The following is a 12,878-nucleotide window of genomic DNA, read 5'->3' as shown; positions in this document are numbered from 1 at the left end:
TATGTCACTAAATTTCCCGCTGTTGTTGGTCATCGCCGTGTTTGTCTGCGGCCTGCTGGCCTTGTTCGATCTGATCATACTGGCGCCGCGTCGGCGGACTGCGATAGCGAATTATGAGGGCAGCGTGAGCCAGCCGGACGTCGCTGTCGTCGAACAGCTGAACAAGGAGCCGTTGCTGGTCGAATACGGCAAGTCGTTCTTTCCCGTGTTGTTCATCGTGCTGGTGTTGCGCTCGTTTCTCGTCGAGCCCTTCCAGATTCCTTCGGGCTCGATGAAACCGACGCTGGATGTGGGCGATTTCATCCTGGTCAACAAGTTTTCCTACGGTATCCGTCTGCCGGTGATCGACATGAAAGTCATCCCGGTAAGCGACCCGGCGCGGGGCGACGTGATGGTCTTTCGCTACCCGAGCGACCCGAACGTCAACTACATCAAGCGTGTTGTAGGTCTGCCGGGCGACGTGATTCGCTACACCAATGACAAGCAACTGTTCGTCAATGGACAGATGGTTGCCAAGCAGCTGATTGGCTCCGAACCCGGTACATTGGGCAGCGCCGAGCTGTACGAAGAGAAGCTGGGTGAAGTCCAGCATCAGATCCGCCTGGAGATGAGCCGCTACCGCGCGCCGCCCGATCATGAGTGGACGGTTCCGGCCGGTCATTACTTCATGATGGGTGACAACCGCGACAACTCCAACGACAGCCGTTACTGGGATGACCCCAATATTCCCAAAGACGAGCTGGGCATGGTTCCCGACAAGAACATCGTCGGCAAGGCCTTTGCAGTGTGGATGAGCTGGCCTGAGCCGAAGCTCAGTCACTTCCCGAACTTCTCGCGAGTCGGGCTGATCAAGTAACCGATGCGGCGCTGTGTGACACAGCGCCGTATGTCATTTCGGCGGGCTATGCTGCAAGGCTGACCTTGCACGCAGCAGGGAAGGGCTATTCTTGAGGGCACACATGACATCTGCCGGTTCGCAAAAAGGCTTGTCGTTTATTGGGTGGCTGGTGTTGCTGGCTGTCCTTGCATTTGCCGCGAGTACCGCAGCCAAAGTGGTGCCGCACTACCTCGATTACATGTCGATGAAGAAAATCATCGAAGCCGCCGGTACGGACAATGCCGCAGAAATCAACACGACCAGGGATTTCTACGACTACGTCGCCAAAGGCATGCAGGTCAATAACATTCGGGATTTGGATTTGAACAAGGCGTTAAGTGTGACGACGGAGAACAACAGGTTCCTCGCCCATTTGAAATACGAGAATCGTGAGCCACTGATCCAGAACATCGATCTGGTGGTCAAGTTCGACCACGAATTCAGCGTGGGTAAACCGTGAGCGTGTCATTGAGTCGCCTGGAGCGTCAGCTCGGCTATACCTTCAAGGATCAGGAACTGATGGTTCTGGCCTTGACCCACCGTAGTTTTGCCGGCCGCAACAACGAGCGTCTGGAATTCCTCGGTGATGCCATCCTCAACTTCGTGGCAGGGGAAGCGCTGTTCGAGCGTTTTCCCCAGGCCCGTGAAGGTCAGCTGTCGCGTCTGCGCGCCCGGCTGGTAAAAGGTGAAACCCTGGCGCTGCTGGCCCGTGGTTTCGACCTGGGTGAGTATCTGCGATTGGGCTCCGGTGAGCTCAAGAGCGGTGGCTTCCGTCGTGAATCGATTCTGGCGGATGCGCTGGAGGCGTTGATTGGCGCGATCTATCTGGATTCCGGCATGGAGATGGCGCGTGAACGCGTTCTCGCCTGGCTGGCCAGCGAGTTCGAGAGTCTGACGCTGGTCGACACCAACAAAGACCCTAAAACCCGACTGCAGGAATTCCTTCAGTCCCGCGCCTGTGAATTGCCGCGCTACGAAGTGGTGGACATTCAGGGCGAACCGCATTGCCGAACGTTTTTCGTCGAATGCGAGATCACCTTATTGAACGAAAAAAGCCGGGGACAAGGTGTCAGCCGTCGCATTGCCGAACAGGTAGCCGCGGCCGCAGCCCTCATCGCCCTGGGTGTGGAGAACGGCAATGACTGATTCAACTGCAACACGCTGTGGCTATGTCGCCATCGTCGGCCGGCCAAACGTGGGCAAGTCGACGCTGTTGAACCACATTCTCGGCCAGAAACTCGCGATCACCTCGCGCAAGCCGCAGACCACCCGTCACAACATGCTGGGCATCAAGACCGAAGGCGACGTTCAGGCGATCTACGTCGACACCCCCGGCATGCACAAGGGCAGTGACAAGGCGCTCAACCGCTACATGAACAAGACCGCTTCGGCGGCGTTGAAAGACGTCGATGTGGTGATTTTCGTGGTGGACCGCACCAAGTGGACGGATGAAGACCAGATGGTGCTGGAGCGCGTGCAGTACGTGACCGGCCCGCTGATCGTCGCACTGAACAAGACTGACCGCATCGAGGACAAGGCCGACCTGATGCCGCACCTGTCCTGGTTGCAGGAACAACTGCCAAACGCGCAGATCATTCCGATTTCGGCGCAGCAGGGTCATAACCTGGAAGCGCTGGAGAAGGTGATTGCCGAGCATCTGCCCGAGAACGATCACTTCTTTCCGGAAGACCAGATCACTGATCGCAGCAGCCGTTTCCTGGCGGCGGAACTGGTTCGCGAGAAGATCATGCGTCAACTGGGCGCCGAGCTTCCGTACCAGATCACCGTCGAAATCGAAGAATTCAAGCAGCAGGGCAAGACCCTGCACATTCATGCGTTGATTCTCGTCGAGCGTGACGGCCAGAAGAAAATCATCATTGGCGACAAGGGCGAGCGCATCAAGCGCATCGGTAGCGATGCGCGCCGCGACATGGAAGTGCTGTTCGATTCCAAGGTCATGCTCAACCTGTGGGTCAAGGTCAAAGGCGGCTGGTCCGATGATGAGCGCGCCTTGCGTTCTCTGGGTTACGGCGACCTGTAAGTCTGGCTGTAAACCGATTCACTGTGGGAGCGAGCGTGCTCGCGAATGAGATGTAGCATTCAGCATTGATGTTGACTGATACACCGCTTTCGCGAGCAAGCTCGCTCCCACAGTGGTTTTAGATTGCCTGTAAGACCGCGTTCTTTCATTGAGATAGCAATGTCGCAAACCCCTCCCGCCAGCCAACTCGCCTATGTGTTGCACAGTCGGCCCTATCGCGAAAACAGCGCTTTGGTTGATTTCCTCACGCCCAAAGGCCGTTTGCGTGCGGTGCTGCGCAGTGCGCGGGGCAAGGCCGGGTCGCTGGCGCGGCCGTTCGTGCCCCTGGATGTCGAATTCCGGGGGCGTGGAGAGCTTAAAAACGTCGGGCGCATGGAAAGCTCGGGTATCGCCGCCTGGCTGGAAGGTGAAGCGCTGTTCAGCGGCCTGTACCTCAACGAATTACTGATCCGCCTGCTGCCCGCCGAAGATCCGCATCCAGGTGTGTTCGATCACTATGCGGCCACGCTGGTGGCGTTGGCCGAAGGGCGTGCGCTGGAGCCGTTGCTGCGTTCGTTCGAGTGGCGTCTGCTGGACGACCTGGGTTACGGTTTCGCCCTTGATGCGGACATCAATGGCGACCCGTTGGCCAGCGACGGCATGTACCGCCTGCAGGTAGACGCCGGCCTTGAGCGGGTGTATCTGTTTCAGCCCGGATTGTTTCAGGGCGTCGAGTTGCTGGCGATGTCAGAAGCGGACTGGAGTGCGCCGGGCGCACTGTCTGCGGCCAAGCGTCTGATGCGTCAGGCGCTGGCGGTGCATCTGGGCGGTCGCCCTCTCGTAAGCCGTGAATTGTTTCGTAAGCCCTAGTCAGGCCGTCGTGCGCCTGGCCGATCAAGTTTTCAGGAGAACACAGTGACCCACAGCACCCGTATTCTGCTTGGCGTGAACATCGACCACGTGGCGACGCTGCGCCAGGCCCGTGGCACCCGTTACCCCGACCCGGTGAAAGCTGCGCTTGACGCCGAAGAGGCGGGCGCCGATGGCATCACCGTGCACCTGCGCGAAGATCGCCGGCACATTCAGGAGCGCGACGTGCTGCTGCTCAAGGATGTGCTGCAGACACGCATGAACTTCGAAATGGGCGTGACCGAGGAAATGATGGCGTTTGCCGAGCGTATCCGTCCGGCGCATATCTGCCTGGTCCCGGAAACCCGGCAGGAACTGACCACCGAGGGTGGCCTTGATGTCGCGGGTCAGGAAGCGCGTATCAAGGCAGCGGTGCAACGCCTGTCCGCGATGGGCAGCGAGGTATCGCTGTTCATCGACGCGGATGAGCGTCAAATCGAGGCCTCCGCGCGCGTCGGGGCTCCTGCCATTGAATTGCACACCGGCCGTTACGCCGATGCCGAAACACCGACCGACGTCGCCGAAGAGCTGAAGCGAGTGGCCGACGGTGTCGCGTTCGGTCTGGCGCAGGGGTTGATCGTCAATGCAGGCCACGGTCTGCATTACCACAACGTCGAGGGGGTCGCGGCGATAAAGGGCATTAACGAACTGAACATCGGCCACGCGCTGGTGGCGCACGCGCTGTTCGTGGGCTTCAAGTCGGCAGTGTCGGAGATGAAGGCGCTGATTCTGGCAGCTGCTGCGAAGGCGTGATCTGACGGCCGCACCAAGTTAAACCTGTGGGAGCGAATTTATTCGCGATTAGTGTTCGTTCCCGCGCTCCGCGTCACGCCGGGGGGACGCAGAGCGTCCTGAGCCGCATGCCCACGCGGAGCGTGGGAACGATCATCTGCAGCTTCAGGCCTTACGCCCAACAATCACCGCACGACGCGGCGCTGGGAGGCCTTCCACCGTTTTGCTGTGGTCGTTCGGATCGAGGAAGTCGCTCAGCGACTGGTAACGCATCCACTCGGTGCCGCGTTGTTCCTCGACCGTGGTGGTGCTCACGTCCACGCAGCGCACATCCACGAAACCGGCACGGCGCAGCCACAGTTCCAGCGCAGGCACGGACGGCAGGAACCATACGTTGCGCATCTGCGAATAGCGGTCTTCCGGCACCAGCACTTGATGCACGTCGCCTTCGACCACCATGGTTTCCAGCACCAGTTCGCCGCCTTTGACCAGGCAATCCTTCAGCGCCAGCAAGTGATCGATGGGTGACTTGCGGTGGTACAGCACACCCATGGAAAACACCGTGTCAAACCCTTCGAGCCGCGCGGGCAGGTCTTCCAGCGTGAACGGCAGGTGCCACGCCGGCAAATCCGGCAAGTAGCGTTGCATGGCCTGGAACTGGCAGAAGAACAGCCAGTTCGGGTCGACGCCAATCACGCTGTCAGCGCCGGCGCCAAGCATGCGCCATTGGTAATAACCGTTGCCGCAACCCACATCCAGGACGCGTTTGCCCACCAGATCCAGGTGCGGTGAAACACGCGACCATTTCCAGTCCGACCGCCATTCGGTGTCGACGTGCACGCCAAATACATCGAATGGCCCTTTACGCCAAGGCGACAGTCCCATCAGGGCGGCGCGGGTCTGTTCGCGGGTGGCGTCGTCGCAGTCGGCATCCAGGATAAAGTCATCCTTGAGTTCGACGCGGCTGGGCAGCAGCGCTGGCAGCGCATTCAATGCACCTTGCCAGCGCTCCAGATCGCCGTGACCTTTTTCCATCTTCGCGTCGAGTTGCGCTTGCAGGCCTTGGGCCCAGGCATACAGCGGTGTGCCCGCCAGACGGCGGACCAGTGGGGCTAAATCGATCATGGCAGGGCAATCAGAGAGGCGAAATTAAGGCACTGGAACCAGGGCACGACTTTGGAGAAGCCCGCCGAGAGCAGGCGTTCGCGGTGTTGTTCAAGGCTGTCGGGTTTCATCACGTTTTCGATGGCGCTGCGTTTCTGGGCGATTTCCAGTTCGCTGTAACCGTTGGCGCGCTTGAAGGCGACGTGCAGGTCGGTGAGCAGGGCGTGTTCCTCGGTGTCGTCAAAGCGCAGTTTTTCGGACAGGATCAACGCGCCACCGGGCAACAGGGAGCGGCGAATGCGACCGAGCAATGCCAGGCGCTGATCGGGTGCAATGAATTGCAGCGTGAAGTTCAGTGCAACGACCGAGGCGGGCTGGAATTCGAGGGCGAGAATGTCGCCTTCGATGACGTCTACCGGCAGCAACTCCTGGAACATCGAGTCTTGCGCATTCAGGTACTCGCGGCAGCGCTCGACCATCGCGGCCGAGTTGTCGATGGCGATCACCCGGCAATCTTCGGTGCGCACATGGCGGCGCAAGGCCTGGGTCACCGCGCCCAGAGAGCTTCCAAGGTCGTACAGCACGCTGTGGGGCTGGGCGAACTGTGCTGCGAGCACGCCGAGGTTCTCGACAATGGTCGGATAACCCGGCACCGAACGCTTGATCATGTCCGGGAACACACGCACCACGTCCTCGTTGAAGGCGAAGTCAGGCACCTGGGCCAGCGGCTGGGCGAAAATGCGGTCGGGTTCTTGGCTCACGGCGATTCCGGGGGATGAGGCGAAAAGTGCGGCATTTTAGCCAATTGTGGCGTCCGGCCGAAACCTCATCTCATCGTTCGGGTGGCAAGCCTCAATTGACCGTGATCGCACAGTCAAACGTGCGCTCCGGGCGGACTTCCGGTGCCCAAGGCTGTTGATAGACCATCATCAGGTGACCTGTGCCGGCGTTGGCGGCCTTGTAGCGCCAGACCGACTGGCCTTCGGTGCCGACCATGCCCACGTCTTCCGGGGTGTTGAACACTTCCGGGCCCATGGCATTGAGGATCGACGGCGCGGGATTCTGCATCAGCCAGCGGTGCCCGGTGGTGGGGTTGCTGGGGAGCATCAGCATCAGGGTCTGGCCGGTCTTGAGGGTGATCGGGCAGTCTTTCTGATCGTCGAGGGACACGATCTGTTTCGGTTGCTGGGCGCAGGCGGCCAGCAGGGCAAGGCTCAGCGGAACGAGCAGGCGGGCAGGGGTCATGGAGGCTCCGGTCGTAGGCAACGTGAGGGGAGCATAACCGAACAGGATGAGTTTTTGAGCGATCTGGATTTTGATTCTGCCCGGAGGGCGTGGGAGCGTGGCTTGTCCCGCGATCGGCGACGCAGTCGTCGTAAATCCTGACACTGGAGTGGGTTCAGGCACACCGCAGTGTCAGGATTTGCTGCTGCTTCGCAGCAGGTCGCGGGACAAGCCGCGCTCCTACGCCTTTCGGCAGAGGCAGCCCGAGGGCTGCATCAGGCTTCGGCATAGGCTTTAGAACAAAATCTTCGCCACGTCCGAGAAGCGTTTGGCAAAGTGCACGGTGATGCCTTCTTTCAAATAGTCCGGCAGTTCGTCGAAGTTGCCACGGTTCGGCTCCGGCAGAATCAGTTCGAAAATCTTCTGCCGACGCGCTGCAATGACCTTCTCGCGCACGCCACCGATGGGCAGCACGTGGCCGGTAAGCGTCAGCTCGCCGGTCATGGCCACGCCTTTCTTCGGCGCCTGATTGCGCGCCAGAGAAAGCAAAGCACTGGCCATGGTCACGCCCGCGCTCGGGCCGTCCTTCGGTGTCGCGCCCTCCGGCACGTGAAGGTGCACGAACGCTTCGTCGAAGAAGCCTTTGTCGCCGCCAAACTTCGCCAGATTGGAACTGACGTAGCTGTAGGCGATTTCCGCGGACTCCTTCATCACATCGCCCAGTTGACCCGTGAGTTTGAAGCCACGGTTATGGGTGTGAATGCGCGTCGCTTCGATCGGCAGTGTCGCGCCGCCCATGCTGGTCCAGGCAAGCCCTGTGATCACGCCTGTTCCCGACAGCACTTGTTCGTTACGGAACACGGGATGGCCCAGCGAGGTTTCCAGGTCTTTGGGGCCCAGCTTGATGACGGCTTTAGGGTCTTCGATCAGCTTCATGACCGCCTTGCGCACCAGTTTGCCCAGCTGCTTCTCCAGCTGACGCACCCCGGCCTCGCGGGCGTAGCCGTCGATCAAGGCTTTGAGCGCGCTGTCGCTGATGCTCAGGCTGTTCTTGGAGACCCCGGCTTTTTCCAGCAGCTTCGGCCACAGGTGGCGCTTGGCGATGGCGACTTTTTCTTCGGTGATGTAACCCGACAGGCGAATCACTTCCATCCGGTCCAGCAGCGGGCCTGGGATGGAGTCGAGGGTGTTGGCGGTGCAGACGAACAGGACCTTCGACAGGTCCATCCGCAAATCCAGGTAATGGTCGAGGAATTCGACGTTCTGCTCCGGATCGAGGGTTTCCAGCAGCGCCGACGCCGGGTCGCCCTGGTAGCTCTGGCCCATCTTGTCGATTTCGTCGAGCATGATGACCGGGTTCATGACCTCGACGTCTTTCAACGCCTGCACCAGTTTGCCCGGCTGCGCACCGATGTAGGTTCGACGATGGCCCTTGATCTCGGCCTCGTCGCGCATGCCGCCGACGCTGAAACGGTAGAACGGCCGGCCCAGGGATTCAGCGATGGACTTGCCGACACTGGTCTTGCCCACGCCCGGCGGCCCCACCAGCAGCACGATCGAGCCGCTGATTTCGCCTTTGTAGGCACCGACCGCGAGGAACTCAAGGATGCGGTCCTTGATGTCATCAAGGCCCGCATGGTGTTTATCGAGCACCTTGCGCGCGTGTTTGAGGTCGAGCTTGTCTTCGCCGTACACGCCCCACGGCACTGAGGTCGCCCAGTCCAGGTAATTGCGGGTCACGGCATATTCCGGCGAGCCGGTTTCGAGGATCGACAGCTTGTTCATTTCCTCATCGAGGCGCTTTTGCACCTGCGCTGGCAGGACTTTGCCTTCCAGGCGCTGTTCGAACTGTTCGATGTCCGCGCTGCGATCGTCTTTGGTCAGGCCCAGCTCTTGCTGAATGACCTTGAGTTGTTCCTTAAGGAAGAACTCTCGCTGGTGCTCGCCGATCTTGCGGTTAACTTCCGCAGAAATCTCTTTCTGCAGGCGCGCGACTTCGACTTCCTTGCGCAGCATCGGCAGGACTTTCTCCATACGCTTGAGCACAGGCACGCAATCGAGCACTTCCTGCAGCTCGACGCCGGTGGCGGAGGTCAGGGCTGCGGCGAAGTCGGTGAGGGGCGATGGATCGTTGGGACTGAAGCGGTTGAGATAATTCTTCAGCTCTTCGCTGTACAGCGGGTTGAGCGGCAGCAGCTCCTTGATCGCGTTGATCAGGGCCATGCCATACGCCTTGACCTCATCGGTCGGCTCGTTGGGCTGGTGCGGGTATTCGACTTCCACCAGGAACGGCGGGCGATGGTGTTTGAGCCAAGTCTTGATGCGCACACGGCTCAGGCCCTGAGCGACGAATTGCAGTTTGCCGTTCTCGCGGCTGGCGTGATGCACCTTCACCAGCGTGCCGTACTCAGGCAGCGCCTTGGTGTCGAAATGGCGCGGGTCTTCGGGCGGTGTGTCCATGAAGAACAGCGCCAGGGAGTGATGATCGGATTTACTCACCAGCTCCAGTGTTTCGGCCCACGGCTCTTCATTGACGATGACCGGCAGGACTTGAGCCGGGAAGAAGGGGCGGTTGTGGATCGGGATGATGTAGACCTGGTCTGGCAGGTTCTGGCCGGGCAGGGCGAGGCTTTTTCGGTCCGAACCGATCACTTCGTGCTCGTGATCGTCGTCTTGATGCGAATGGGAGGAGTCTGATTGCTGGTCGCTCATGGGGCACCTGCATAAATGGAGATGAGGCTTAGATGGGGCAGTCGCCCTCAGGTTTCAATAGCCGCGGTCGATAGCTTTGAATATGGACGTCGATTAAGGAAATGATTGTGACTTTGTGCCTTTCGTCGGTCATAAATGCGTGATGGCTTTGTGCCTGCTTTTAATGCGTGATCTTCCGCCGAGTGGCGGTTAATCTCCTCAGGACACCGCAAAAAACTGCCAGGGCCGGCGCTGTGTTTTCCCGACCATGCCGTTCTGGACCTTCTGTATGACCCACGTGATCTCCTCTTTGCTGATGGCTTCAGCCCTGCTGTTCAGCTCCGTTGTCAGCGCCGCGACGCTTACCGCCGATTTTTTCGACGCGAACGGCAAGCCGCTGACCGACGCCGTGCTGACGCTTCAGGGGCCTGCCGGCAAACCGGATCTTGCGCCCAAGGCTGATATGGATCAGCGCGATCAGCGCTTCGCGCCGCATGTGCTTGCCGTGCGGACCGGCACACAGATCAAGTTCCCGAACAGCGACGACATCCGCCATCAGGTGTACTCCTTTTCTCCGGCCAAGCGCTTCGAATTGCGTCTGTATGGGGGCACGCCGTCAGACCCTGTGCTGTTCGACAAGCCCGGCGTGGTGGTGTTGGGCTGCAATATCCACGACTGGATGCTGGGCTATGTGTACGTGACCGACGATCCCTGGTTTGGCGTAAGCAACGACAAAGGCACGCTGACCTTAGACCAAATGCCAGCAGGTCACTATGTGGCGACGCTGTGGCACCCACAAACGCCTGATATGCAACCTGTGCCAGGAGGCGAAATCGACATTCCGGCCGCGGGCCTGCACCAGCGCTTCAACCTTGCTGTGCAACCCAAGGATGACGACATGCCTGCAGCGCCGCCGTCCAGTGCGTTCGGCGATGCCTTTCATAAAGCGGCCCATGAATGAAACTCCGAATTAGTTTTCAGGCACGCATTGCCGGCGTCCTGATCCTGCTGTTGCTGATCGTGGTCGGTGCGGTGTTCGTGGCGGTCAGAGCGGCCACGCAGGATGCGGTGCGCAAACAGGCCCAGGCTCAACTGGACGTCGGTACTCGCGTTTTTGAAGGGCTGCTTGAAATGCGCGGCAAGCGGCTGCGCGATGCAGTGCAACTGCTCTCGACCGATTTCGGCTTTCGCGATGCGGTGGCGTCAGCGGACTCGGCGACGATCCGTTCGGTGCTGCTTAACCATGGCGCGCGCATCAGTGCCAATGACATGTTCTTGCTCGGCATGGATGGCACGGTCCTGTCGAGCACGGTCGGCCAGATTCCTGAAGGCTCGCCGTTTCCCTATACCCAGGCACTGCGCGACCTGAAGGCCCACAATCAGTCGATGCTGATCGTCCCGTTGCAGGGCAAACCGCACTTGCTGGTCGAGAGCACGGTGCTGGCACCGCTGCCGATCGCGCAGGTGGTCATGGGTTTCAGCATGGACGACGACCTGGCGCAGGAACTGCGTTCGCTCAGCGGTTTGCAGGTGTCCTTTCTGTCGGTGGTGCATCGGTTGCCGGGGCAAATCATCAGTACCCAACCCCAGCCGCTGTATGACAGCTTGCGCGGGGTGATGCTGAGCCCGGCCAATGATCAGATGCAGATGACCGAACACGGCGACCAGAGCTTTCTGAGCAAACGACTGAGCCTGGGCAATACCGGCGACAGCGCGGGCGATCAGGTCGTGGCGTTGCTGCAGAGTCCGCTTGATCAAGCGATGCAGGCGTTCGCGCCGCTGGACGAAAAACTGTTCTGGATCACGCTGGCAGCGTTGGCGGGCTCGTTGATCGGCACGTTGTTGCTGGCCCGCAGCGTCTCGCTGCCGGTGCGCGCACTGGCGATGGCCGCCGAGCGTATCGGCGAGGGCGATTACGGTACGCCGGTGAAGCTTGAGCGCAGCGATGAACTGGGTTTGCTGGCCGGCGCGATCAATTCAATGCAGAGCGGGATTGCCGAGCGTGAACAACGACTGGCGCACAACGCGCTGCACGACGGCCTGACCGGGCTGCCTAACCGCGCGCTGGTGATGGAGCGTCTGGGCAGTGCGGTCACGGCACAGCGGCCGGTGGCCCTGCTGTACCTGGGTATCGACAACTTTCGCGCCATCAACGACAGCATCGGCCCTGAAGGCGTCGAACAGTTGCTGCAGGTCATTGGCCAGCAGCTGCAGCTGCCCATGCGGCCGGGCGACACCGTGGCACGTTTGTCAGGTAACGAATTCCTGTTGCTGATCCACAACGCCGAGGCCGACACCGCAGTGGCCGTTGCTGACCGTTTGCAACGCCTGTTGCTCAAGCCTCAGCGCATTGGTGATCACGATATTGCGCTGGATGCCAGCATCGGCATCGCGGTGTACCCGGCCAGCGGTGATTCGCCTTCCGAGCTGCTCCGGCGCGCCGCCATCGCCCGTCAGGACGCGGCGCAGTTGCCGGGGCGTCTGCAGGTCTATGAAGACGGTCGAGACCTGGTGCATCAGCGTCAGATCAGCCTGATCCGCGACCTGCGCCATGCTGCGCGCAATGGCGAATTGACGCTGCATTACCAGCCCAAACTCGACATTCGCAATGGCCGGGTGCGCCAGGCCGAAGCCCTGTTGCGCTGGCAGCATCCGCAGTTCGGGAACGTCTCTCCCGCCGAGTTCATCGTGCTCGCCGAGCGCACCGGCAGCATCCAGATTCTCACCCGCTGGGTCATCGAGGAAGCGATGCGCCAGTTGGCCGAATGGGCGCGTCGTGGCTTGCATGTTCAGGTGTCGGTGAACATCTCCGCAGACGATCTGCTCAGTGAAGACCTCGCTGAACGCGTGTCGAATCTGCTCACGTTGTATCGCGTTTCGGCCGAACAACTGGTATTCGAGATCACTGAAAGTGCTGTCATGCGCGAGCCCGAGCATGCGCTGAGGGTGCTGAACCGGCTGCGAGAGTGCGGCATCAGCCTGTCGGTCGACGACTTCGGGACGGGGTATTCCTCTCTGGCGCATTTGAAGCGGCTGCCAGTGCAGGAACTGAAGATCGATCAGTCGTTCGTGCGCAATCTGGATGAAACCAGTGAAGACGCGGTGATCGTTCGCTCCACCATCGAAATGAGCCACAACCTGGGGCTCAAGGTCGTGGCCGAAGGCGTCGAATACGCCCACAGCTTGCGTTTACTGGAGCGTTGGCACTGCGATACCGCGCAGGGTTATCTGATCAGCCGACCGCTGACCGCGTTGGCGTTCGAGGCATGGATCGCCAAATCTCATACCTCTCCCAGCATGATGGTTCACTGATTGGTTCGC

General features: G+C 60.3%; 12 protein-coding genes. 8 read left to right on the top strand and 4 right to left on the bottom strand.

Annotation, left to right across the window (positions count from 1 at the left end; translation table 11 throughout):
* Window position 1: 1 nt before the first annotated feature.
* The 6 genes from lepB to pdxJ all read left to right on the top strand — a co-directional run bounded on the left by lepB (window position 2) and on the right by pdxJ (window position 4,559).
* The gene (gene lepB, locus ABDX87_RS07845; RefSeq protein WP_346832368.1) at window positions 2-856 is read left to right on the top strand and encodes a signal peptidase I; all 855 of its coding nucleotides are present in this window, start codon (window positions 2-4) and stop codon (window positions 854-856) included.
* Between the two features lie 103 nt (window positions 857-959).
* The gene (locus ABDX87_RS07840; protein WP_074755713.1) at window positions 960-1,337 is read left to right on the top strand and encodes a DUF4845 domain-containing protein; all 378 of its coding nucleotides are present in this window, start codon (window positions 960-962) and stop codon (window positions 1,335-1,337) included.
* Window positions 1,334-2,023 carry a ribonuclease III gene (gene rnc, locus ABDX87_RS07835; protein ID WP_346832367.1) on the top strand — a complete coding sequence of 230 codons (690 nt, stop codon included), beginning with the start codon at window positions 1,334-1,336 and terminating at the stop codon, window positions 2,021-2,023. Before ABDX87_RS07840 ends, rnc begins: the two co-directional genes overlap by 4 nt.
* A complete protein-coding gene (gene era, locus ABDX87_RS07830) occupies window positions 2,016-2,918 on the top strand; it encodes a GTPase Era (protein WP_346832366.1) in 903 nt (300 codons plus the stop codon). The genes rnc and era overlap by 8 nt, the downstream gene beginning before the upstream one ends.
* Window positions 2,919-3,077: 159 nt before the next feature.
* Entirely contained in the window at window positions 3,078-3,767 is a 690-nt protein-coding gene (gene recO / locus ABDX87_RS07825; RefSeq protein ID WP_346832365.1) for a DNA repair protein RecO, read from the top strand.
* A gap of 45 nt (window positions 3,768-3,812) precedes the next feature.
* Complete coding sequence (pdxJ, locus tag ABDX87_RS07820) at window positions 3,813-4,559, top strand: pyridoxine 5'-phosphate synthase (RefSeq protein WP_346832364.1); 747 nt, start codon at window positions 3,813-3,815, stop codon at window positions 4,557-4,559.
* A 144-nt stretch (window positions 4,560-4,703) separates the two neighbouring features.
* Here pdxJ and cmoB read toward each other — a convergent pair whose 3' ends face one another.
* The 4 genes from cmoB to lon form a co-directional block, all read right to left on the bottom strand.
* Entirely contained in the window at window positions 4,704-5,663 is a 960-nt protein-coding gene (cmoB, locus tag ABDX87_RS07815; RefSeq protein WP_346832363.1) for a tRNA 5-methoxyuridine(34)/uridine 5-oxyacetic acid(34) synthase CmoB, read from the bottom strand.
* Window positions 5,660-6,403, bottom strand: a complete 744-nt coding sequence (gene cmoA, locus ABDX87_RS07810) for a carboxy-S-adenosyl-L-methionine synthase CmoA (RefSeq protein ID WP_346832362.1) — start codon at window positions 6,401-6,403, stop codon at window positions 5,660-5,662. The genes cmoB and cmoA overlap by 4 nt, the downstream gene beginning before the upstream one ends.
* Before the next feature lie 91 nt (window positions 6,404-6,494).
* A complete protein-coding gene (locus tag ABDX87_RS07805; protein WP_074755727.1) occupies window positions 6,495-6,887 on the bottom strand; it encodes a protease inhibitor I42 family protein in 393 nt (130 codons plus the stop codon).
* A gap of 273 nt (window positions 6,888-7,160) precedes the next feature.
* Window positions 7,161-9,578, bottom strand: coding sequence for an endopeptidase La (gene lon / locus ABDX87_RS07800; protein ID WP_346832361.1), 2,418 nt, complete (start codon window positions 9,576-9,578; stop codon window positions 7,161-7,163).
* Window positions 9,579-9,846: 268 nt separating this feature from the next.
* Between lon and ABDX87_RS07795 the strand changes: the two genes are divergently transcribed.
* Both ABDX87_RS07795 and ABDX87_RS07790 read left to right on the top strand, forming a co-directional pair.
* Window positions 9,847-10,518 carry a methylamine utilization protein gene (locus ABDX87_RS07795; RefSeq protein ID WP_346832360.1) on the top strand — a complete coding sequence of 224 codons (672 nt, stop codon included), beginning with the start codon at window positions 9,847-9,849 and terminating at the stop codon, window positions 10,516-10,518.
* Window positions 10,515-12,869 carry a bifunctional diguanylate cyclase/phosphodiesterase gene (locus tag ABDX87_RS07790; RefSeq protein WP_346832359.1) on the top strand — a complete coding sequence of 785 codons (2,355 nt, stop codon included), beginning with the start codon at window positions 10,515-10,517 and terminating at the stop codon, window positions 12,867-12,869. The genes ABDX87_RS07795 and ABDX87_RS07790 overlap by 4 nt, the downstream gene beginning before the upstream one ends.
* Window positions 12,870-12,878: the final 9 nt, after the last annotated feature.

This window comes from Pseudomonas abietaniphila, assembly GCF_039697315.1.
GTDB classification, from domain to species: Bacteria; Pseudomonadota; Gammaproteobacteria; order Pseudomonadales; family Pseudomonadaceae; genus Aquipseudomonas; species Aquipseudomonas abietaniphila_B.
Note: the sequence above shows the minus strand (reverse complement) of the source record. Positions and strands in the feature narration are given on the sequence as shown.